We start from the raw sequence: 24002 nt of genomic DNA, 5'->3' as shown, positions 1-24002 counted from the left end.
GCAACGTTTACGATACGTACACCACAGAGAAATAGGCAACACTGCAAAATTCAAAAAATAAAGCAGTCTATGAATTAGTTTAGCAGCAGCAGTTTTACCGCTCATCACTTTGGATACAAGATGAGAATCTATCGAATAAGCCCCAAAAACGCTGAGACTTTACCTTCACATCGCGGTAGAGGTCACAAAAGGAAAACTGTATACACATTTCACAAAAATGACTGTATATCGCGGAATTTTACTCTAAAATCGAACGAACTTCATGAGCACTTAGATTTTTATTGAAAAATAACTAACACATTGTAATAACTTAAGTAATCAATACGTCATAAGTTATGAATTCGTATTCTTTCAGGAGATAAAAATGCTAAAACCCATCGCAGCGCTCACTTTAAGTGGCGCCCTTTCACTTTTTGGAAATCTTGCACACGCAGATTGGCAAGACACTGTCGCAGATGCCAAAGGAGAAACCGTTTATTTTAATGCATGGGGTGGCTCTGATAATATCAATGCCTATATTCAATGGGCTGCGGATAAAATTGAAGCAAAATATGATGTCGAAGTTAAGCACGTTAAATTAACGGATACTGCCAATGCAGTTAACCGCGTCATTGCAGAAAAAGCCGCCAACAAAAACACCCTCGGTTCAATCGATCTTATGTGGATAAACGGCGAGAACTTCCGCTCCATGAAAGACAAAGGTTTGCTATACGGTCCTTTTTCGGATTCGCTACCTAACTACAAAGCTTATGTAGACCCTAACGCTCGACAAAGCCTTACACTGGATTTTGGGACACCCGTTGACGGAATGGAAGCGCCATGGGGCATGGCTCAAGTTATCTTTATGTACGACACTGCAACACTTGAAACACCTCCAAAAAGCACTCAGGAACTACTAACGTATGCCAAGAAGCACAACGGCCGCATCACCTACCCTAGACCACCACAGTTCTTAGGGTCGACTTTTTTAAAACAGGCTCTATACGAGCTAACGCCGTACAGAAAAGCATTATCCCAACCCGTATCGACCATTGATTTTGATAAGGTGACAGCACCTTTATGGCACTATCTAGATCAACTGCACCCTGTCGCTTGGCGAAATGGCCGCTCATTCCCTAAAAACTCAGAGGAAATGATTCGATTATTAGACGATCAAGAAATAGATGTTGCGCTCAGTTTCGATATCTCTGCGGCATCAGTCCAAATCAACAAAGGCAACCTACCTGAATCAACCCGATCTTACGTTTTTACAAACGGTACTATTGGCAACACACACTTTTTAGCCATTCCTTATAATAGCCAATCTTCGGCTGGCGCTCAGGTCGTCGCTAATTTCCTATTGTCTCCTGAAGCACAGGCACACAAGCAACACCCTACCGTTTGGGGCGATTTAAGCGTATTGGCTTATGACAAACTGAACAACGAAGATAAACAACGCTTCGATGACCTACCGAAAGGCATTGCAACATTGTCGATTTCAGAATTAGGAAAAACCCTACCTGAACCGCACAGCAGTTGGATGGGCGCATTAGAAAAAGAGTGGCAGAAACGCTACGCTAATTAATGACTAAAACGCTACTCTCGCCAGCTTACATCATGATAATAGGCCTCTTAGGAGCGCCTATTATCATCGGTTTGTTTGGCATATTATTTCCAGCGTTTGGATACTTCCCTGCACTAGGCGCTCAGAATTGGACGCTGCACTACTGGCAGCAACTTTTCAGCGCACCCGGGTTGTTAAGCAGTGTACTTTTGAGCGTATTTACGGGCGTAATGGTCACCATAATGTCTGTATGGCTATCCATTTCACTGGTCGCCATCACTTATCAGACTCAATGGTATAAACGCCTTCAAAGCCTTCTTTCTCCGATACTTTCCGTTCCGCATGCTTCGATTGCGATTGGCCTTCTATTTTTACTCAGCCCGTCTGGTTGGTTACTGAGGATCATCAGTCCGGAACTAACGGGGTTTCTTCGGCCTCCGAATTGGATTACCGTTCAAGACCCATTTGGTCTTACCTTAACGCTCGCCTTAATCATAAAAGAAACACCTTATCTACTGTTCGTCGTGGCAGCGGCAATCTATCAACTAAAACCGTCTCAAACGCTAGAAACCTGTCAAAGTTTAGGATATTCGAGACTGACGACATGGCGAAAAATACTTTTACCTCAACTTTACCCACTTATACGACTCCCTATTTTAATCGTCCTTTCTTTTAGTCTTACTGTGGTTGATATGGCACTGATCATCGGCCCCAACACACCCACTACATTCGCCGTTTTGCTATTGAGCTGGTTTAACGATTCAGATCTTTCATATCGTTATGTCGCCAGCGCAGGCGCCATCATGCTTGTCTTGCTCATCGCCGGCATCATTTTTGTTTGGGAGCTGACACGTTTCTTGCTCCAAAAAATGGCAAGGCGGGAACGCATAAACGGAAAACGATCAGGAATAGGAGATTTACTTCTTTTAATTGGCGCTTTGGGCGGAGCTGCCTCGTTCGTAATTTCATTTTTATCCTTGGTGATTCTGCCTATTTGGGCCATTGCCAAACGTTGGCGCTTTCCAGATGCCCTTCCAAGCCAAGTCAGTTTTTCCAATATTGCACAAGCATGGCCAGTATTATCCTCCACGACGATTCAAACACTGATTATCGCCATCACATCAACACTTATTGCATTAGTCGTATCCATCTTTATTCTTGAACTTCTTCGAAGTAATGCCAAAACATTCGCAGCGAATAAAAGGTTTTTTGGAAATTTTTACAGCCAAAAGCCGCTCTTATTTCTCATGTATTTGCCTATTTTACTCCCTCAAATCGGTTTTCTGTTTGGTATTCAAGTACTGCTTATTTCGTTCGATGCAAATGGTCGATATTCGTCCGTCATTGCTATGCATTTATTGTACGTATTGCCTTATGTGTACTTAACGCTGTCCGCTCCCTACCAAAGCTACAATCAAGCCTATTTGCTGGAAGCCAATCGCCTCAATCATAAGCCTGCGATAAACTTCATAACAATTAAACTTGCTATGCTAAAAGCTTCTCTCTGCACTGCCTTTGCTATCGGTTTTTCTGTCAGTATGGCGCAATACCTACCCACTTTGATCGCAGGAGAAGGACGCATTACAACCTTGACAACAGAAGCCGTTACCCTAGCAACAAGCGGAGACCGGAAAAAAGTCGGTGTATTTGCACTGGTTCAGATTATCTTTCCTATACTCGTTTTTTTCGCGGCTCATACAATTCCAATTCACTGGACGTCTTGGCGCTTAAAACTTAAAAGCATTTTACGAGGTCAATTTGCTAATCGTACGTAATTTTTCGCTTCACTCTCAGTCAAAATGCCTAATCGATTCTCTTTCATTCGAGGTAGATAAAGGCGAAATACTCACTATTATGGGTCCCTCTGGAATTGGAAAATCCAGCTTGCTGGCTTACATTAGCGGCACAATTGCATCGGATCTAAGCGCAGTTGGCGACATACTTCTCAATGATACAACGTTAACATCCGTTGTCCCGCATCGCCGTGGAATTGGCCTAATGCAGCAGACTCCATTGCTATTTCCGCATATGACGATTGCTGAAAATTTGCTGTTTGCAGTGCCAAATCTTTATGAAAATAAAACGCGTCACCAAAAGGTAATCAATGCAATTCGTGACCTTGAGCTTCAAGGACAAGAGAACAAGCTACCCGATACTCTATCCGGTGGACAACAAGCTCGAGTCGCACTATTAAGAACGCTTTTAGCAGAGCCAAAATGCTTATTGATCGACGAGCCTTTTAGTAAACTGGACGCTACGTTGCGTACAACGACGCGGGAATTTGTCAAAGAGAAGATTAAACAGGCAAACATTCCAACCATCGTTGTTACACACGATCCTGACGACGCAAGCGCAATGGGGGGGAGCATTGTTCATCTATAGAGAGTTCATCTATAAAAAGCTCGCCTATAAACAGAATAGCTATTAACAGATTAGATATAAACTGCCCATTAGTGAGCTATAAAGCAGTGACCGTCAGCGCTCAACGAAACACCAATGAGTGGATAAGAGACTCGTATTGGGGTTTTAGAACCTCTTGTGTGAAACGAAGGGTCTCAGGTAAACAAACAGGTTCAATCGATTTAATAAGCGCCACTGCTGATGCAGCCTCCGCTTTTATATCCTTACTTTCGGGGTAGGTAAAATCATCTCCAAATAACTCAGGATAAACCTGACGTCTTGGCAATACAGGCCTACAGCCTTGTGAAACGGCTTCGATAACACTCAACCCTTGAAATTCATGTAAGGCTGTAGAGAGAAAAATATCACCCTGCGCTAAGGTCGCTAAATAGTCCTCCCGACTTGATAAAAAGCCAAAGTTCAAAATATGGTCTTTGAACTCTTCCGCTATAATAGAAAACTCATCAGGTTGATTACGAAATCCTTGCCCAAGAACCGATAATTTGAATTCAAACCCATCGTGTTTTAGCTGCCTTAGCACAGCCAACAATCGATCTGGCCCTTTATCGTACTCCCATCGCGCAGCCCAAATTATATGCGGAACACGTTTCTGCTTTGGGCTGTACTGCGCAAAATCAACAACGTCTTGAGCGATCGGAACAGATATGACCTTAGATTTTTCACGCAAAACCGCAGGACAATTTTCTCCGGTATAGTCCGGTAATTTTTTGAGTAACTGAGACACGCCCGACAAAAAGCTGTCTCGATTGTATGCGCTGTTAAAAACACACACATCAGCAGCCAACGCGGAGTACAGCGTTACCATTTGCATCTCAACAATGCCTTTCTGAAAGCGGCTTGATGGGTAATCAAACTGATTTTCGTGAAAATACAACAACCAAGGAACCGTCGCCAACGCTGGAAGAAATGCTTTTAAGCCAGCCACATCCGTCATGGACGTTGCTATTACTAGATCGTACTTCTGAGAGAATATCTCTCGAAACTCCGAAGCGTATGCAAACCCTAATGCATTGCCTCTAATACGCCACGAGAAATAGTGAGCAGGCAAAATCGCCTCTGCCCACTCAACATGATTTAGCATTTCTTTTATAGAATCTGCCCACGCTTTATGGCTTTGAGCATGGTACGCGCTAATAAGGAGGATCTTCACGATGTTATTTAACGCACGTTTTAATAGCTACGCCATTCAGGTTTGATCGTACAACTGCCAGCATCAGAAGCAATCCAAAACTCACCGTCTTGCACCGTTACGCTAAGGTGCATGGTTCTTTCACACAACGCCTGCAACGCGCCAACTTCCTCTTCTTTTAGTGAAAGCGTGCGCAAGTTTGAAAAGCGAGACAATTTACTTTTCATCTCCTTCCACCAAATTTCCGACTTTTCATGGTAATTAACCACTACGACAGACTGAGAACGGCCACACGCTTTACGCATTCTCTTCTCATCTGGCTGACCAAGCTCAACCCATAACAAAATGTCATCAGAAAAGTTCTTTTGCCATAAATCCGGCTCATCATCGGTACTCAGACCTTTGGAAAATGAAAGCTGTTCAACCCCCTCTTTTTCGTCGGCAAGCATTGAAAATGCGAACAAACGAACCATCATCCTCTCAATCGTTTCTGAAGGGTGCAATGCAAGCGTTAGATCGTACGATTGATAGTGATTTCGATCCATATCAGAAACTTGAATCGATGCTTTATAAACTGTGGAATTAATCGCCATAGGAACCTTTATTCAGCACAGTATTGGAGAGAGCGAAGTAGACCGCTGCGCCTTAAACACTGTGTTTATCATTTACTAGAAAATAATTTTGACTGTATGGGTTGCATTGTAAGTCATTGTTTCTAAATGCAACACTGATAATCCCTCAAATGGTCTTTTTTCCTTAAATCGAACGCCAATCGGAGCCAAAATGTTAACGTCTTCAAAATGCTTACTAAGCAAAATCCGTCAGGAAATTAATTTTAGTTATTTGCATATAATGCGTTGACATAAAGCAATAAATATTGCTCAATATATGTGCTCAAACGAGCAAATTACACGGAAGCACACACTGAGAAACAACTCAGAGTGACGCAGAATTAACGCAAGAGAATAGGAGGCATACAATGATGAAAATAACTTTTTCCATTATTTGGGGCCTCTCTATGCATATTAAGAATATTCGAAGCAATCGCTGTTCTTACCCCTCGCGCTTAATGTCTGTGTAATTATTACACCATTGATCGCGGAATTTACGCGGTCATCCTATCTTTGAAAGAAACCTCGTAAGTTCCGTTTATAAACCATTTTTTGGGAGAAACTTATGAGCCTTATTGCACTTATTAACGCAGCTAAAGAATACTTTATTCGTCGTCAATACGAAGCCTCTTTTAAACAGCTTGATAACCACAGTTTAAAAGATATCGGCTTCTATCGCGAAGAAGGACGCATCAGACCATTATCTGGCAACTCTGCTGACAAAGAAAACAACGCGGAGACTGTAAAAGCACCGCCAAGCCGGTTGCCTTTGGATGGTTAAATAAAGCGCAATACCAAAGGGATTAGGTATTGCGCGAACTTTAGGCCAGGAAGGTCATGCAGGGTATGTCAATAAAACACTATTCGCATACCCTAGTTTAAAAATAACGTCTCGTCATTTATTGTGGAGTGCTTACGCTAAACCCATAATTTCTATTTCGCGCCATGGCCGCTTCAATATTTTCAACCGCCAAATCTAACGCAGTCTTTGGATCCATCCCCTTAATAATACTAGTCATGGCTTTTCGATAATTGGATGAAATCGCAGAATAGGCAGGCGTCGCCGGACGAAGCTTCGAATACATAGCAGACATCTCAAACACTTCTCGCCACTTACCTTGGGCTGAATAGTCTGTTGTTAATTCTGCGGCACGCTCTGAAGTGGGAAACAACGACGCCGTTCCTGACACCGTCGCAAGCTCTTCAGGCGCAAGCAAAAAAGACAAAAACTCTTTTGCTCCTTCAGGATGTTGGCATGTATTTGTAATCGCCCAATGCCATGACCCTCCCCCAATCGTAACACCATTTCCTAAGTCCGGAACGGGTAATACCGCTAAGTCATCTCCAAAGGTTTTTTCATATTCTTGGAGCATCCAAGATCCGGAATAAAGCATTCCAACCGTACCTTCGATAAATGCACCGTCATCGAGAGATTCAGGCACAAAACCCTGCTGCTGAAGCGACTGTAGCCAGCTCCCAAAACCAACGGCTTCCTGAGAATTTAATACGCCTTCTGCATCCAGATAATTGTCACGATTGATTAGATCCGCACCCCAAGAAAACATCAATGGAGCCCATGCGTACGATACCCACTCCGTTCTTTCATCTGCACGCAAATCGACCGAATATTCGAACTCTCCGGTATTCTTAATTGCATATAACGCTTTTTCAAACTCTTGTCGATCCCAAGGGTGATCGACCGTTGGCGTTCTTAACGAAAGGCGCTTTAACAAAGATTTCCGAGTAAAGATTACCAATGAGACATCAAATTGCCCGACGGAATATACATTAGAACGGTAAAGCCCTTTACCCGATTCATTGATCGAATCCAGTAAATTACGATCAATCAGCGTTTCAAGTGGATGCAAAGCGCCTTTCCAAGCGAAATACGGCACAAGTGGTTGATCAATCTCTATGATACACGGCAACAAGTCTGCACCTGCCGCGGCGTTTATTGACTGTGTATAAGCCCGTTCGGGAATAAAATCAGGTACCACTTCCCAGCGATCCTGACTCTCATTAAAACGCTCAATAACAGAAAGTGAGGCGTTCATTTCAGCGTCGCCAGCAACATGACGCCAAAGAGAAACCTGTGTTGGAGCAGCGCTCAGATAGGATGAAAAACACGCACTGCACATTAAACACATCAACGCTACAAATTGGTTTTTTGTAAATTCGATTAAACTCATATTTGCCTGCCTAGTTGTCTTTTATACTGTAGCAGTCATCATCACAAGGTAAACCGTACCCCAAATTTTCAGTGCACTTTTTAGCCAATTCTTCGATGGTTATCGGTGCATCAAAGTAATACCCTTGAACTAGGTCACAGCCCAGTTCTTTCAACTTTTCAAGCTCCTCGGCAGTCTCTACTCCCTCGCTCACGACGCGTGTTCCACAGGACTGACCGATCCCTAAAATCATTTTAACAAGCATCTGCGTTTGATCATTCCGTAAAAACTGATTAATAAACGAACGATCAATCTTAATTTCAGTAAGAGGAAGTGTATTGATGTAACTCAACGACGAATAGCCAGTACCAAAATCATCTAAAGACAGCCCAAAACCCGCGCCTCTCAGTTCTTCCAAAAACGGCAGCACGTTCTTCAAATCATTAATCGGAATATTTTCAGTAATCTCAAGTGTGATTCTTTTAGGGCTAATACCGATCTCGCGGCATATTCGAACGGTGTTATCGCAAAAAGATGGATCAAATATTTGTAGCGGCGAGACATTAAATGACAACATAGGAGCATTCATTCCATTTGGAAACTCGTCAACTAACCCCTTACAAGCCTTTTTAAACAGATAAAGACCAAGTGTATGAATAAAACCCGTTTCTTCCGCAACCGATATAAAGCTATCAGGGGGAACGAAACCCAGCTTTTCGTTTTTCCAGCGAGCTAACGCTTCAACCGCATATACTTTATTTTCATTCACATCAATTTGGGGTTGGTAACATATGTACATTTCCCCACGACCAATCACGCGCACCAATTCGTCTTCAATGGTCATTCTATATTTGATCTGCTCTCTTACACTATCATCATAGAATAAAGTACTGCCTCTGTTGGTCGCTTTAGCGCGATACAATACGGTATCGGCTTTTGAGATCAGGGTTTCAGCATCGTTACTGTCTTCTGGAAACATGGAAACACCGATACTACAGCTTGTCGTTAACACTCGCCCATCGATGATGATTGCTTCCGCCAATATCGCGTGAATATTTGTTGCGATTTGCCGCGCCTCTTCTGCATCCTTTAATCTTGGAAAGCAAAAAATAAATTCATCCCCTCCAAAACGGGAAACCAAATCACGGTTTCCAATCAACGATTCAAACTTACGACTGACAACCTCTAACAACTGATCGCCGACACCATGACCGTATAAATCGTTTACATTTTTAAAGTTGTCTAAATCGACAAACATCACAGCAAGACGACACTTCATATCACGCGCATAACTGACGCCCTTGTTAATTTCCTTAATCAATGAAACACGGTTCGGCAACCCTGTCAGCTCATCATGGAGCGCCATGTACTCCATTCTGTTTTTCGTTTTATTTAATTCATTAAAATCCTTGGTGATGCGAGATTGAAACATCTCAAATCGTCTAGCGATCAAGTTGCTAACATACAAAGAGACAATCGTAAGGAACAATGTCGAAATAAGTGTGAGGACGATGAGCTTAGAAAGACTCTTATTATTAAACTCGTCCAGCTGCTCTTCTTTTAATCTTAAGTACTTTTCAAAGCTCCCCGTACTGAACCCTGTACCAATAACCCAATCCCACCCTTTTATTTCTCTGACATAGCTAACCTGCTCTAATTGTACGTCACCACTGAGTGTTAAAGGTTTTTGGAAAGTAATGAAACCACCGCCGTGAGTGAGCTGCTCTAATATCTTCGAATGAAGCTCATCGTCAATGTGTTTCCCTACCTGAAAATCCAAGCCCATGAAATCATTGTGATGCAACGACAAGATAGCGCCAGTCGTTTTGTTAATTACAAAGAAATAACCACCTTCACCGTATTCATAATCCGAAAACCACTCTATCAAACGATTTTTCACATCATTGACACCGTCAGAAAGATATTCGCCTGTCCCTATTGTCCAATGGTACGGTTCGAAATCTTTAACAAAGCCTACTTTTCTCCAGTCTTGTTCTAGAGAAGCTCCGGGTTTAGGGAAGCGCCACTGTAAAAAACCTTCGCCCCGTGTTTGGGCAACTTCAACAAGCTTTCTGGCATAGAACTCCCCATTACTGTCTACCGAATTCCACAGATTCTGTCCTTCTAACTCCGGCTGAGCACTGTGCAAATTAATATTAGCGTTTTTATCCAGCATAAAATAATAGCCCCTGCCGTTGGAAAAACGGATAGGCCGAAGCGCTTCAGCAATAAGGGTTAATACTTCTTCTTGAGGTCTGTTGTAATTATTGGCGTAAATATGATGGGCAATACCGTATGCCTCATAAGTCCGCTGTTTGGAGTAGGCTTCCAACTGTGAGCGTATCTGAGACTTTTCAACAATGAGTTGTTTATAGACTTGGTGAACTTGCGAGCGCACAACTTCTCGTCGCTGGTTTAGCAACTCTTCTCTTAGACTATTCGAACTGTGCAGAGCCTTTTCACGATTATCCTGAATTGCAATTGCGATAACGGCAATAGAGAACAGGCACACCACCGCGACGGGGGCATAACGGATTAATCTGATTAGCTTTTTATTGTCGAGTGAGGACATTACAACTTGTCTCGAAACGTTTTTCCAAAGTATAGCTCATACCACTTAAACACATGTATTATCTTTAAGTTAAATATAAGAAAACAATATGCAAAAAGCAGACAAAACTTGCCCTAGCGCAAAAAACCAGCAACTTTTTTTAACTCATTGATGTAAAGATCAAAATTTAGATTGCGTAACGTCTTACACTAACAATTTCGAGAACGCTATTCGCTTCGTATTTGCAATTTCTTTATAGCAACCAATTCTCAATCAGCGCATCGTCTTGATCACGATTTCAACAATCAAAAACCACTTATTTAAGTAACTGGCCGAACAGAAGTATTGTACACATCTAATACTGGCCGACGGAACAAAGAGAACGGCCATCTTTCCAAGCTACCACAACATTATTAAATAAATATGACACACCCTCCTAATGCTATGTGTAATGCCGTGTAATCGACAAACGAGATCTAATTCTTTACCGTTTAAGCACTAATAATCAAAGATCACCACAAAATTAAAGCGGCAGCAGACACAAAGTGACATTATGAAAAACGGACTTAATCTAGTTACAACTCGCAGATTGATCACCATCATACTTTTCTCAACTGTATCGTACAGTTATGCAGATACTGCCGTCCCGTCGAACAAAGCTTTTCACAAAGAGGTGATAATCACACCTCAAACCAGCCAGAATTTGGGCTCGCCCGCACAGAGCTTTCACATCGCGAATGCTCACCAGCACCGTTTAATGGGTAAACTTATGGCAAAAAATCGTCTTTCCGAACACATGAAAGAACAAAAGTTCATCGACGCTCTAAACACGATAGGCGCGCAAGATTGGACCTACTATGTTCATAGATCGAGCAAAATTTAGTGACTAGATAACGGAAGGGACTAGAGGTACAAGGTCTAAGCACAAACGGACTGGCTGGGATATTTTTCAGGCTCTATATATGTTTTCCAAACCTTCCCAGTAGCACCACAATTCACACACGCAACCTGCTTTTTTGAGTGCCGCCAGAATTTATTAATGGGGACTGTTAGATTTCGCTGACCCTGAATTAGTTAAAGCACTAATAAATACAACGACTACAATAAAAACGATTAGCAGCGACATTTAGAAAATGTTTCTCCCCCTCACCTCACCCTAGGCAAGTCCTCCCACCTAGTCGTATAAGCCGGTGATAGATGGTCGCGTTTCATTGACCATTGTGGTGTCGTGCCTTGGGCGGCGAAGAAGACGTTACCAAGGCCGCTGTGGTTGATGCGGTCAACCACTTCCATTAGATGTTTTGCATTGTCGCGTTGCGCGTTAGAACGAAATAAATCAGCCTGAAAGGTGCCGTGTTCGTAAAAGTCACTAAGCATTACGCCTGCTTTTGCGTAACGAAACCCCGCTTTGAAAATTCGCCGAAAGAGAACATCGGTGGCTTCTAGCAGGTCTCTCGTATCGTCCGTCGGGTTTGGGAGTTCAACGCTTAACGAATTGGAATACCTTGGATCATTCGGGTTAAACACACCAGTCCGAATAAACACCTGCACCACTCTTGCAAGCCGCTTCTCTCCTCTTAGCTTTTCCGCCGCGCGGGTCGTGTATTTGGCAATAGCTTCTCGTAGCTCGGCTTTATCCGTTATTCGGTTCCCAAACGAGCGACTGCATACAATCTGCTTTTTAGTGGGGGCAACGCTTTCAAGCTCAAGACACGACACGCCATTCAATTCACGGATCGTGCGCTCCAACACAACAGAGAACTCACTCCGAAGTGATTTCGGGTCGCTGTCTGCGAGATCCAACGCAGTGTGAATGCCTAGCGCTCTCAACTTCTCAGAGATTCGACGACCGACACCCCACACGTCTCCGACCTCAACCAATGCCATGAGTTTTCTTTGTCGCTCTGCCTCCATTAAATCCACCACACCACCCGTTGCGGTGTACTTTTTGGCGGCATAGTTAGCAAGCTTGGCAAGTGTTTTAGTGGGCGCAATGCCGATACCAACCGCAATGCCTGTCCATGTATCAATCTTATGTTTTACGCGACGAGCAAAGGCTTCGTAATCTATCGCGGTTTCAATGCCTGATAAATCCATAAACGCCTCATCAATCGAATACACCTCAACACGCGGCGCCTCCTCTTCTAATAGCGTCATTACCCTATTTGATAGATCCGCATACAGCGCATAATTCGACGAGAAACAGACAATACCGTACTTTTCGATCTCGTCTCGAATCTTAAAGACGGGCACGCCCATTTTAATACCGAGCGCTTTTACCTCTTTTGAGCGCGCGACAATGCAACCGTCATTATTCGACAGCACCGCAACGGGTTTGTATTTTAGATCTGGGCGGAACAACTTCTCGCAGCTTGCATAGAAGTTATTACAATCAACCAACGCAAAGACCGTGCTCATCGTTCTATCTTACGCACGACTCCAGTGACAACACCAAACACCTCTAAACCGCTTTCTTCCGAGATAGGGATAACAGGGTACGCTTTATTACGTGGTCGCAGCGCGACAGCAGGCATTAACTCCAATACCTTAACAGTCATTTCCCCATGCACACACGCAATAACGATGTCGCCATGTTTAGACGTTAGCGAGCGATCGACCACCAGAACATCCCCGCAATGAATCCCCGCTTCTATCATCGAATCCCCCTGAGCACGTACAAAAAACGTTGCACTGGGGTGTTGAATGCACAACTCGTTTAAATCAAGCGTACGCTCAACAAAATCCTGTGCTGGAGACGGAAACCCGGCAGACACAGACTCGACATAAAGCGGAATCTGCATTTTGTTCGAAGACAAAAAAGCCGACGATTCCGCCGACCCAAGGTAAGTAACACGCATAGCAAACACCAAATACTGTATATCCATACAGCATAACGATAACTATCACATTCGCTCAAGAAAAAGTTTTGTTATATCCCATCACCAAAACCCCGACCCGTTGCGGTTTTCACGCGTTCAATGGTTTGGTCGACCCATGCGGGGTTGGTTTGGATCATGGCCATGATGTCGGTAGCGGAGACGACAGCGATGCTTTCGGTAATGCCTAAAGATTTGGCAACGTCGTTAATGAGTTTGAGTTTTTCGTCGTCTTGGATCGGTGCGGGTAAACTTTGCTGGGTGGGTTCTGGCGGTTGTTCTGTTTGAGCTTGGTCGAAGGCGCGAATCACTTCTAGGTTGAACTTAGGACTGATCCACATGGCGTAAACGTAAACCAACTCTTTGCACACCCAAGTGCCGCCACTTCTACCCAGATTTTTATTTAGCGCTAAACTATGCGAGTTAGCATAGATATCAATTTCAGCTATTAATTCTTTTGTTTATTGGTTTCTTAGGAACTGAGCGGGTAAATGGCGCGATTCTGAGCCAGCCGCTTTATGAAGATCATTAATGGAATACAATCCGTCGAGTGTGCGGATGTCTTTTGAAGCAATCATTAAGTGATTGCCATCATTGGCCACCTACGGTCGAAGTTTGACCACCCTAGAGAGGTACTAATCTCAATTAAGGTGGTGGACTTAAATCAGGTTAGTACAACCGCCCGTCGGAACGGCCTAGCCAAAGCTAGCCCAAAATAGACCCACCATAACAGGCGGATTTCGGCCACAAAAAAACACGCGGAGCGTGTTCTAGGCCGCTGTTGTAAAACGGGGTCTCAATCCCGACACTGGATTTTGCCAGTGTCGGGAAATAGTAGATCAGGAAGGGAGAGAGGTCAACTGAATAGATAAGAAAGTAAATGTATAAGAAAAATTAAATCGGTTTCCTCATAAACATTTCTTTTTTACCTACAAGATATTTTGGCTTCCACTCTACATCTTGACTGTCGCCTTTATACTCATATTCGGTTGCAGAAAATATCACCTGCAAATTATATTCCTTACAAATTTCTTTAAGTCTTAACATATATCGATCTAAATCAACATTTTCGGTTTCATGTTGTTTCGGAGCGTCCAATATAAGAAAATTAAAAGGTGATCTAGTCGCTGCCATTTCTAGCAATGCGGCATGAAATGCTAAAACAGTTCTAGATCCAGTACTCCCAGAAAGTTGGCTTACTGATTCTTCCCCCAGTACTGGTTCAAAATCATTTTTAAACGTAACATCATGACTAATGTTAGATGTTTCGAGCTGGCCTAACCAATCTATAAAAAGCAATCTTAAATTTTTCTTTAGTTCAGCTAAACGAAGGTCAACTTTTCCATCTGTTTTAAAAGCTTCTAATGCATTTAATGCTTCATCCCTTCTATTTAACACTTCAATATATTGATTTTCAGAACCTTTAACTTTATTGGAATCAAACAACTCAGAATGTAACTTAAAAAGTTCTAACTTTAAATCTGAAATTATTTTGAAATCAATCTTATCCTTTGAACCTTCAATTTGTTTAGTTTTTTCATTTTCTAATTCAACCACATCCTTTTCTATAATTTTCAGCTCTGTAGATAAGGATTTTTCAAGACTATCATCATGTATATCATTATTTTTTAAATCTTTAATTTGGTCCTTTAAATACAAGAGATTTTTAGCGTATGAATCAGAGCTTTTAGAAAAAAGCTGACAACCAGCACTAGAGCATACATCTCCAAATGACATAAATACTCTACGAGCTTCCTCATTAAGGCTTAGTGTTTCAATTTCAGTATTTATATCTTCAACAATCTGTTGAAAGCCATATCTTCTATTTTTAACTGAATTAAGCTGATTAAGAACTTCTCTAGCCCTAGTCTTTTTAGCATGTAACATTTGATCAATCGCAGTAAGTGTATCTTCACTACTTGAATTAACATTGCTGACTCGCTCAAGTTCAACTTCTAACTTTTCTATCTCATTTTCTAAGGATGATGACTCTCTAGTTATTCCAACAGTTTCAATTAGAATATCTAACCTATTCTTTTTTTCTGAAACAAGCAAATCCAAAGCTTCTAACTTTTTATTTGCTTGAATTTTATTTTTCTTAATATTGAAGGAGTTTTTTTCAGGAAGAGAAAAAGACAACCTGATCATCTCTGAAAATTGGTCTCTTATAAAAGAAGATTCACTCTTATAAACTGATGAATAACCCTCATCTTGATTCACATAAAAAAGAGGCAACACTGTTGAAATATAACCAACTACTTTCTCACCTGAATTTGAAATGAGATCCCGATTTTTTATCCCTAACAAATCAAATAAAAAATCTGAATAAGTTTTCTCTTCGTAAAATGGTATTATTTTTCCAGAAGGATCGGTCAATTCCAATTCAAACTTCTTACCTTTTATATAAAAACGTTTTACTTTATAGATTTCACCTAAAACACTGAAGGTAAGATTAGCAGAATTACATCTATCATAAACTTCTTGCCTAAATTTAACAGAACACCCTAAACAATAAGCAATAGATCTTACTAATGGAGTCTTACCTGTCCCAGTTGGACCGTGTAGCTGAGTAAAATGATCGCCAAAGATTAGATCTTCAGTCTCTAGACCTTCACGTCCTTTTGAATCTATTTTTAATTTTAAAAATTTCAATTTAACCTCAGCTCTAATTTACTAGCTTTATTAATATTCCTGTAGTTCCTTGCTATATTATTTAAAGTACAATAGAGGTAAGAATATTCATCTTCAAGTGCCCTAGAAATAACCTTTTTCCCTAAATCAGTGATTCTAACCTTACCATTTATATTTTCAATCTCTATTAGATCAGCCATTTCTAAAAAGCTCATAGCTTTAACTGTTCTAACTCTAAGATTTGCAGACCAAGCAATGTGTTGATTAGATTTTTTAAAAGCTGGCATTGATTGTTCAAGACATTCACCTACAAGTCTACCTAGTTCAGAGACTAAAGGCTTCGACATTCCCTTTGATATCATCAAAATAGTCATAGCAATAAAAGGAAGCTGAAAAAGTGCTTCATTATCTAAAGTGTTTTTTTTATCTTCAGAAAAATCACCGACTTCTAAGGTAATTGGATTTTTCTTCAAACTGTCTTTAAAAACATCATAATTCATTTAATCACCTTACTTAGCTCTGAAAAAAAAGCTCCGATAAGTTCTTCCATGCTTAAATCAAATAATAATACATTAGATTCAAGTTCGTCTTTAAGACTTTCAAGATTTTTTATCATTTCATCAAAATCAACTTCATTAAAGCTAACAACACTTTTCAATGTTTTATTGACTTTATCTCTAATAGACATCAATTTATATTCTGGTAAGTTATTTCTGTTTCGAAGCCACCAAGCATCCCATGAAACTTTGCATTTTGCACAAAACATAATTTGATCAGAATCTGCATTTGTACTATTAAGCGCTCGTTGAATTATCGATACACTTTTTATAGCTGCTTCATCGCCATTAACTTTCAAAAGCTCATATGCTGCTTTCGAAATACTTAAAACATTTAATAAATCATTTATAGATATTGCAGATTCAGTTTCTATTGTACTTTCATTATAATTAGAAATCACACCCGAAGATTTTTTGGAAACTAAATCCAATAATTTCAAAACGATTATTTCTCGCTCTGCTCTGGAAAGATCTATTTCACTATATTTATATATATGTTCAATTGCATATGAAGAAAACCTATGATCTTTACTTTTAATATATTGAACATCTTGTTGGATTTTTAATTTAGATAGGCATTTTTTTATATCTTTAGGTGATAAATCGTCATAAGCACTTCCAACAACTTCATTGAAACTATCAAGCAAAGTATTTTCATTTTTTTCTGAAAAATTTCCAGAAATTATATTATTTATAAACTCTTCACTTTTTTCATCAACAGTGATATTTGTTTGAAATACTATTTCAGAACAGCTATTAGGAAAATTTACAGTATGCAAAAACATTTTCCCAGCATAGCTATCTTTTATACTCTTTATAACAGAAATAGGGTCTTTTGTTTTTTTCGTTTTTTTCGTTGAAATACCAAAAAGATCATTGATCGTCCAATTATAATTAGATTTTTCCTTAGTCTTAACTTGAAAAAAACAATATTTATACCCGTTACTTAGTTTATACCGGACAACAAAATCATCATGCAAGTCACAGTAAACTCTATCTACATCACCTTCTAATATAGCAAGAGCTGCAATAGCTGCGGAACGAGTCTGAGCTCTGAAACGATCGTATGTATTTCTACCCGCTTGCTCTCTTGGCTTTACTGAACCTAATACCAACTGAACCTCCTTTTTCAGAATAAAATAAAGCTGTATATATGTACAGTATACTTTAAAATTTTCATAATATTGACTCAAATATAACCATTTCACTGTGAAAACACCAACCCCCCCACTCCCCCAACGCCCTTTTCATCTGTTCTCTGGAATGGGCGTGCATGTACCTTTTATCCAACCCATCCCGTTCGTGGTTGAGTAGCATTTCCCCTATGACCCAGTCGATGCCCATGTCTTGCCAGCAGTCTCGGGCGAGTTTGCGTATGTCGTGGCTGATGAATTTGATGCCAGCGCTCTAATGTGTGTATGACATAGGGTTTGAAGATATAGTCGCCGCGCTTTGGCAATGTGTGTAGGAGGTCGTAAGCGTGTTGGGTGATCGGGAGCCGGTTTCAGAACCTACTCAAATACAAATAGGAAAAGCGTCGCTTCGTCCTGTAATTTTATGACATAATAAAGCAATATATTTGAAGGCGCTCTCAAGACACAAAACGGTGCTTAAGATCTACTTTTAGCACTCCGTTAGCGACTTACGCCTGAAGTTACCCATATACCACCCAATTTGACCTTATTAATGCTATTAGATACCGACACTAAAAACTGCTCAGAGCCTTTAAAATCAAAAGGTTCAATAGACAGACGATTCTCCGTTGCGCCCATGCTGGATTGGACAACTCGCGATTACAGGGTCTTTGCGCGTACGCTTACCCAAAATACGTTACTTTATACCGAGATGGTAACGACTGGGGCGATCTTGCAAGGCGATAATCCTGAGCGCTTTTTAAGGTACGATGAATGCGAACACCCTATCGCGTTGCAGCTCGGAGGCTCGGATGCGGTTGCTTTGGCGAAGTGCGCTAAGATAGCGGAAACGTTTAACTATGATGAGGTAAACCTCAACGTAGGCTGCCCTAGCGACCGCGTTCAGAACAGTCTAATCGGGGCATGCTTAATGGCCTACCCTGATAAAGTAGTCGATATATTAAAAGCAATGCAAGACGCAACCTCCATCCCTGTTACGATTAAACATCGTATTGGGCTAGACGATCAGCAAGAATACAGTATTTTAAGAGATTTCGTGGGAACCGTTGCAGAAACAGGCATCAGTACATTTATCGTACACGCCAGAAATGCTATTTTGCAGGGGTTAAGTCCTAAAGAAAACCGTGAAATTCCACCTCTAAAGTACGATTATGTCTATCAATTAAAGAAAGATTTCCCAAGCCTTGAAATCATAATTAATGGTGGCATTAAGACAATTGATGAGAGCGTTTCCCACTTAGCTCATGTAGACGGTGTTATGATGGGACGAGAGGCGTATAACAATCCATGGATCCTCAGCGAGGTTGATTCAAAGATTTATCACTCTGAGCCCTGTGTTAATGATCGATTTGAGGCGTTGGAAAGGTTTGTTCCTTATGTAGAAGATCAGCTCGCAAAGGGTGAGCGACTTATGCATTTGACTCGCCATATTCTGGGTATTTTCCACGGATTACCTGGAGGGAAGCAATTTAGACGCTACCTTTCTGAGAACGGTCACAAAACCGACGCTAAGATCGATATATTATTAGAAGCAATAGAGCTTGTTCGCAAACAAACTACAAAACACACATGCACATAAAAGGATAAAGCAATGAGTAATAAGCTATCCCAACTGAAAGAATTCACGACCATTGTTGCAGACACGGGTGACATTACTGCGATTAAAGCGTTTTTGCCTGAAGATGCGACTACAAACCCTTCTTTAATGCTTAAAGCATCTCAAATCCCTGAATACGCTCCTTTTATCGATCAGGCTGTTAGCTGGGCGAAAGAACAAAGCGACGATAAGGCACAACAGCTTATCGATGCCGGCGACAAGTTGGCGGTAATTATCGGTTGCGAGATTTTAAAGTACGTTCCTGGCCGTGTATCGACTGAAGTAGATGCTCGCCTATCTTACGATAAAGACGCAACAATCGAAAAAGCTCGTCGTCTCGTTAGCTTGTATGAAGACGCTGGCATTAGCCGCGATCGCATTCTGATCAAAGCTGCATCGACTTGGGAAGGCATTAAAGCCGCAGAAGAGTTAGAAAAAGAAGGGATCAACTGTAACCTAACACTGTTGTTCTCTTTTGCTCAAGCACAAGCATGTGCTGAAGCAGGCGTTTACCTGATTTCTCCTTTCGTGGGTCGTATCTTAGATTGGTACAAAAAATCCACTGGTCAAGACTACACTGCGGAAACCGATCCAGGTGTTGTGTCTGTTACGGAAATCTACAACTACTACAAGCAACACGGATACAAGACTGTTGTGATGGGCGCAAGCTTCCGTAACATCGGTGAAATCGAGCAATTGGCTGGTTGTGATCGTTTGACCATTAGCCCTGCTTTGCTAGAAGAACTGAAGAAAGACGAAGGCGCATTAGCGCGTAAATTGGTTCCAACCAATGATGTGAAGGCTGCACCTGCTGCGATTACTGAATCAGCGTTCCGTTGGGCAATGAACGAAGACGCCATGGCCACTGAAAAACTGGCAGAGGGCATTCGAAACTTTGCTGTTGACCAGCGTAAACTTGAAGAAGTACTGTCTGCTAAGCTATAAGCTATAACGCACCGCCGTACTTCACAAAAAAGAGCGATTCTTCTTGAGAGGAACCGCTCTTTTTTTAGGCTCATTCCCGACATGCACAAAAAATTGTTCTCCTAGCTTAAGGTAAGATTGGGGGAATGCGATAAATCGCGACGATTAGAATGGATCTCAACTATACTCATTCACAAAGTCCATCGAGGCAGATACCATGCTTACTTGCGATTTCAACGTTAAACTTCACACTGTACAGCTCGACTGCTCGTACAAAAGAAGCATTAGGACATTACTTTGTACTTTCCTAATAGCACCGCTTGTTTTAACGCCTGCCAGCGCTTTCAGTTCGCCTAGTTCAAACGAGCAGGCACCCGCCAATTTACCCTTGGTTGAAGAGCTTATTCGATTTAATGACATACCCTGGGGTACGGCTTTTTTAGACAAAAACACCCTTCTCGTTTCCCTCAAACGCGGGAAGTTGGCAAAGGTCGATTTAAAATCTCGCAAAGCGCAGTTTATAGAAGGATTGCCGAGTATCATCAATATCGGCCAAGGCGGATTACTAGACGTTGCAGTCTACAAAGAAGAAAACGCCTTGACGGAGGCAACATCGCCTTGGGTTTATTTAACATACTCAACCACAACTCCTAAGAGCCTCACCACGGCACTAGGGCGTGCGAAACTAAACAAAGACCAACTGGTAAATTGGGAAACTTTGTTCGTTGCAGATACAGGATCTGACTCAACCGTACATTTTGGCTCACGCATCGCCTTTGATAACGATGGACATGTTTATATTTCAGTAGGAGACAGAGGCATTAGAAATAACGCTCAAAACTTGTCGAGCCATGCGGGGAGCACTATTCGATTGAAACTCGATGGAAGCGTTCCAAAGGATAACCCTTTTTATCACTCAGAAAACGCAAAAGCTGAAATATGGAGCTATGGTCACCGAAACCCTCAAGGATTATTTTATGACCGCACCACTCAACGACTTTGGTCGAATGAACACGGACCACGGGGCGGAGATGAAATCAACGTAATCAAAAAAGGCGGAAACTATGGGTGGCCAACGGTCTCTTACGGTAAAGAGTATTGGTCGTTAAAAAGTGTCGGAGAAGGAACATGGAAGGAAGGAGTGCTTGACGCAAAAAAAGAATTTACGCCATCTATAGCGCCAAGCGATCTCATTGTTTACCGAGGCGAGATGTTTTCTGAATGGAACGGTGATGTTATATCAACCGCTCTTGCTCTGCGTCACATAAACAGACTGAAATTTGATAGTCAGGATAACGTCGCTGAGGAAAAACGCTATTTACGCGATCTAAATGAACGATTTAGAAGTATTATTCAGGCACCCGATTCGTCTTTGATTGTAACAACTGATTCAGGAAAACTCTTAAGGTTAACCCGGTAAACACTTTGACAAATCAACTCTTAAATTAGCCAATCACACTAACCTAAGCGCGTGTCACCACTATAATTTCGGTACCACTGCCCTAAATCGCTCAACGACATTGGGGCAGCAAGCCAGTATCCTTGGAAATAATCACAACCAAATCGATGCAGGTATTGATGCTGAACGTCGTTTTCTACACCTTCCGCCGTGACAGTAATATTCTGCAAATGACAAAGTTGAATCGTTGGTTCTAATAGCATTTTATAATCAGCGTGAGTAATACGCTCAACTAAGGCTTTGTCGAGTTTTACTTTGTCTACTGGATAGTCAATCATTTGCAAGAGCGGAGTATACCCTATACCGAAATCATCAATGGTAATACCAAATCCGGCTGATCTTAGATCTTCCAGCACTTCCAATACTTGTTTCACTTCGAAGTAACCAAATGTCTCGGTGATTTCAAGCTCGATCACACCTGCTGGCAAATTGAATTGTTTTTGAAGTTCAACCAAACGGCTCACTAAAGACGGTCTTCCAAGTTCCGCTGCGGAAACATTCACCGACACTACAATATCGTCGTTCAATAGTGCTCTAATCGATGCGACTTGCTCAAAAGCTTTCTCAAATACCCAACCATCAATTTTGGCAAAACTTCCAGTTTGTTCAGCTATCGGTACAAATTCATCTGGCTGTATTACGCCAAGCGATGGAGAGAACCATCGAATTAACACCTCAACACCAACGACTTTTCCGTCTCGATCGGTATACGGCATATACACTAATGAAAACTCTTTATCGCAGTCTACGAATTTTAAAGCATCTTCAATTGCCTTGGTTCTGCGTGCTTCTTGCGCGATGTTCTCTGAATAAACGTCGAATCGATTTTTACCAGAACGCTTTGCGTGGTACATCGCCATATCTGCATTCGCGATCAAACCGCGTAATTCTTCACCATCTTGTGGAAAGGTCGCAATTCCAACACTTGCCGATACAGGCATACGGTAACGGTTTGTCTGAAAGCCCCCTTCGAATAGATCGACTATACGCTTAGCAAGTTCTTCACGCTCCTCAAGCTCAGTATGAGAAAGCACTATGGCAAATTCATCCCCTGATAAACGAGACACCATAGAGCCATATCGTCGCGTACCGTTCTTTTTAATCAACTCAAAGAATGAAACTGACGTTTCGACTAACAATTCATCCCCCGCCTCATGCCCAAAGCGATCGTTTACAAACTTGAAGTTATCCAAATCAATATAGATGAGCGATAAAAACGCACCTTTAGACCTACTTCTTGTTAGCGCTTTTTTAGCAAACTCATGGAAACGAACTCGGTTTGGCAACATAGTCAATGCATCCGTAACGGCCATATCACGAGATGCCTGAAGATTCTGATTAAGTTGCTCGTAAAGCTGGAAAAACTTGATACCGACTCGGCTGACTTCATCTTGCCCAGTTGGCTGAATAATATTTTCTTGCCTGTTTGACATTACAAGAGAAAGTTGGCGATCTAGCGTCCCAATGGGCTGAATAATGTAGCGCTTTATTAAGAACAGCAGAACGCAGAAGGTTAATAGTCCCACTATCGTTCCAGCGCCTAGATACCAATAAAAGAAGGTCGTAAGCTGCTTATCTATGTAACTCTTAGTCAACTCAATATTGACATACCCACCCGCAAGCATGGGCATAGAAACCGTTAATGGAGCAGATGAACTTGATTTTGTAACATACGCTTCTACCCCATATTTGCTATTGAGATTTTCTAGGGCACTGTCAAATTCAGGTATACTTATGGTGACAAAGACATATCGCGCGTGCTCGAAAAGAGCCGTTAAACCTGAATGCGGTGATGAAGCATCAAGAGAATGAGAATGAAGAATAACATGTTGCCCTTTTGGCCCAGTAAATACTTCAAAGTTATCTAAATCACCAATCGCATTGGCATCTTGTCGTAGCTTCTCGACAACCCAATCTACTTGGCTATCACCCTGACGCGTTCTTCTATAGGAGTATAAGGGGGCCCCGTCTTGATTTAGGATGTAAAGTGCTATCTCACCAGTCAGCCGATACGCAACGTCACTCGTGTAGCGTTCAACAAGCTCTGTAAGTGAGTTTTTCTTTAGTGTATTACTATTTAGAATTTCATGCTTTTCGGTCAGCATGGACATAATTCCAGTGGCAAAATAAATATCTTCTTCCATGGAATAACGAAGGTTCAGCAAGTTGAAGTTCAACTTCGACATTTCAAGTTCAATTAACGAACTTTTTTGAGCAGAAAACACACCCCAAGTTGCACTACCAAATCCTATGATAAGAACAGGCAGTACAAGCATGATTAGGCGTTTAGTAAGGGTCATAATTTCCCGATTGAATATGTTTCATTTGTATTGATTATATCTCTTTTGCACTAAGCGCGTCTTAAAATAATCAATTTAACT

At 41.5% G+C, this 24002-nt stretch carries 19 protein-coding genes; 8 read left to right on the top strand and 11 right to left on the bottom strand.

Features of this window, described 5'->3' with window-relative positions:
* The first annotated feature begins 364 nt into the window (after positions 1-364).
* From DFP79_RS04625 to DFP79_RS04615, 3 genes are read left to right on the top strand one after another with little or no spacing between them, the layout of a single operon-like run.
* A complete protein-coding gene (locus DFP79_RS04625) occupies positions 365-1564 on the top strand; it encodes an ABC transporter substrate-binding protein (RefSeq protein WP_133502753.1) in 1200 nt (399 codons plus the stop codon).
* Positions 1564-3318 (top strand): ABC transporter permease, encoded by a 1755-nt coding sequence (locus DFP79_RS04620; RefSeq protein ID WP_133502752.1) that lies wholly within the window; start codon positions 1564-1566, stop codon positions 3316-3318. The genes DFP79_RS04625 and DFP79_RS04620 overlap by 1 nt, the downstream gene beginning before the upstream one ends.
* Complete coding sequence (locus tag DFP79_RS04615; RefSeq protein ID WP_133502751.1) at positions 3302-3925, top strand: ATP-binding cassette domain-containing protein; 624 nt, start codon at positions 3302-3304, stop codon at positions 3923-3925. Before DFP79_RS04620 ends, DFP79_RS04615 begins: the two co-directional genes overlap by 17 nt.
* Positions 3926-4025: 100 nt before the next feature.
* Here DFP79_RS04615 and DFP79_RS04610 read toward each other — a convergent pair whose 3' ends face one another.
* The gene (locus tag DFP79_RS04610) at positions 4026-5114 is read right to left on the bottom strand and encodes a tRNA-queuosine alpha-mannosyltransferase domain-containing protein (protein WP_133502750.1); all 1089 of its coding nucleotides are present in this window, start codon (positions 5112-5114) and stop codon (positions 4026-4028) included.
* Between the two features lie 20 nt (positions 5115-5134).
* A complete protein-coding gene (locus tag DFP79_RS04605) occupies positions 5135-5686 on the bottom strand; it encodes a YaeQ family protein (RefSeq protein WP_133502749.1) in 552 nt (183 codons plus the stop codon).
* 583 nt (positions 5687-6269) lie between these two features.
* Here DFP79_RS04605 and DFP79_RS04600 point away from each other — a divergent pair.
* Positions 6270-6485: a hypothetical protein gene (locus DFP79_RS04600; protein ID WP_133502748.1), complete on the top strand. Its 216-nt coding sequence runs from the start codon at positions 6270-6272 to the stop codon at positions 6483-6485.
* A 118-nt stretch (positions 6486-6603) separates the two neighbouring features.
* Here DFP79_RS04600 and DFP79_RS04595 read toward each other — a convergent pair whose 3' ends face one another.
* Both DFP79_RS04595 and DFP79_RS04590 read right to left on the bottom strand, forming a co-directional pair.
* Positions 6604-7893: an extracellular solute-binding protein gene (locus tag DFP79_RS04595; RefSeq protein WP_243730192.1), complete on the bottom strand. Its 1290-nt coding sequence runs from the start codon at positions 7891-7893 to the stop codon at positions 6604-6606.
* A gap of 10 nt (positions 7894-7903) precedes the next feature.
* Positions 7904-10444, bottom strand: coding sequence for a bifunctional diguanylate cyclase/phosphodiesterase (locus DFP79_RS04590; protein ID WP_133502747.1), 2541 nt, complete (start codon positions 10442-10444; stop codon positions 7904-7906).
* A gap of 532 nt (positions 10445-10976) precedes the next feature.
* On the opposite strand from DFP79_RS04590, the gene DFP79_RS04585 reads away from it, so the two are divergent.
* On the top strand, positions 10977-11306 hold the full coding sequence (locus tag DFP79_RS04585; RefSeq protein WP_133502746.1) for a hypothetical protein: 330 nt from the start codon (positions 10977-10979) through the stop codon (positions 11304-11306).
* A gap of 263 nt (positions 11307-11569) precedes the next feature.
* On the opposite strand, the gene umuC is transcribed toward DFP79_RS04585, so the two are convergent.
* The 6 genes from umuC to DFP79_RS04555 all read right to left on the bottom strand — a co-directional run bounded on the left by umuC (position 11570) and on the right by DFP79_RS04555 (position 17602).
* Positions 11570-12841 carry a translesion error-prone DNA polymerase V subunit UmuC gene (gene umuC, locus DFP79_RS04580; protein WP_133502745.1) on the bottom strand — a complete coding sequence of 424 codons (1272 nt, stop codon included), beginning with the start codon at positions 12839-12841 and terminating at the stop codon, positions 11570-11572.
* Positions 12838-13281, bottom strand: a complete 444-nt coding sequence (gene umuD, locus DFP79_RS04575; RefSeq protein ID WP_041647849.1) for a translesion error-prone DNA polymerase V autoproteolytic subunit — start codon at positions 13279-13281, stop codon at positions 12838-12840. Before umuD ends, umuC begins: the two co-directional genes overlap by 4 nt.
* 71 nt (positions 13282-13352) lie before the next feature.
* The gene (locus DFP79_RS18040) at positions 13353-13748 is read right to left on the bottom strand and encodes a KilA-N domain-containing protein (protein ID WP_279526495.1); all 396 of its coding nucleotides are present in this window, start codon (positions 13746-13748) and stop codon (positions 13353-13355) included.
* A gap of 445 nt (positions 13749-14193) precedes the next feature.
* Complete coding sequence (locus tag DFP79_RS04565) at positions 14194-15951, bottom strand: synaptonemal complex protein 1 (protein WP_133502744.1); 1758 nt, start codon at positions 15949-15951, stop codon at positions 14194-14196.
* On the bottom strand, positions 15948-16430 hold the full coding sequence (locus DFP79_RS04560; RefSeq protein ID WP_133502743.1) for a hypothetical protein: 483 nt from the start codon (positions 16428-16430) through the stop codon (positions 15948-15950). The genes DFP79_RS04565 and DFP79_RS04560 overlap by 4 nt, the downstream gene beginning before the upstream one ends.
* Positions 16427-17602, bottom strand: a complete 1176-nt coding sequence (locus tag DFP79_RS04555) for a dsDNA nuclease domain-containing protein (RefSeq protein WP_166637637.1) — start codon at positions 17600-17602, stop codon at positions 16427-16429. Before DFP79_RS04555 ends, DFP79_RS04560 begins: the two co-directional genes overlap by 4 nt.
* A 571-nt stretch (positions 17603-18173) precedes the next feature.
* On the opposite strand from DFP79_RS04555, the gene dusA reads away from it, so the two are divergent.
* The 3 genes from dusA (at position 18174) to DFP79_RS04540 (ending at position 21582) form a co-directional block, all read left to right on the top strand.
* Complete coding sequence (gene dusA / locus DFP79_RS04550; RefSeq protein ID WP_166637636.1) at positions 18174-19220, top strand: tRNA dihydrouridine(20/20a) synthase DusA; 1047 nt, start codon at positions 18174-18176, stop codon at positions 19218-19220.
* A 12-nt stretch (positions 19221-19232) separates the two neighbouring features.
* Positions 19233-20183 carry a transaldolase gene (gene tal, locus DFP79_RS04545; protein ID WP_133502741.1) on the top strand — a complete coding sequence of 317 codons (951 nt, stop codon included), beginning with the start codon at positions 19233-19235 and terminating at the stop codon, positions 20181-20183.
* Between the two features lie 196 nt (positions 20184-20379).
* Positions 20380-21582 carry a PQQ-dependent sugar dehydrogenase gene (locus tag DFP79_RS04540; RefSeq protein WP_133502740.1) on the top strand — a complete coding sequence of 401 codons (1203 nt, stop codon included), beginning with the start codon at positions 20380-20382 and terminating at the stop codon, positions 21580-21582.
* Positions 21583-21620: 38 nt separating this feature from the next.
* Here DFP79_RS04540 and DFP79_RS04535 read toward each other — a convergent pair whose 3' ends face one another.
* Positions 21621-23921, bottom strand: a complete 2301-nt coding sequence (locus tag DFP79_RS04535; RefSeq protein WP_133502739.1) for a putative bifunctional diguanylate cyclase/phosphodiesterase — start codon at positions 23919-23921, stop codon at positions 21621-21623.
* Positions 23922-24002 lie beyond the last annotated feature (81 nt).

The sequence above is a fragment of the Marinomonas balearica genome, assembly GCF_004362145.1.
Classification (GTDB): domain Bacteria; phylum Pseudomonadota; class Gammaproteobacteria; order Pseudomonadales; family Marinomonadaceae; genus Marinomonas; species Marinomonas balearica.
The sequence above is the reverse complement of the archived record's forward strand: the minus strand, read 5'-3'. Positions and strand labels throughout refer to the sequence as shown.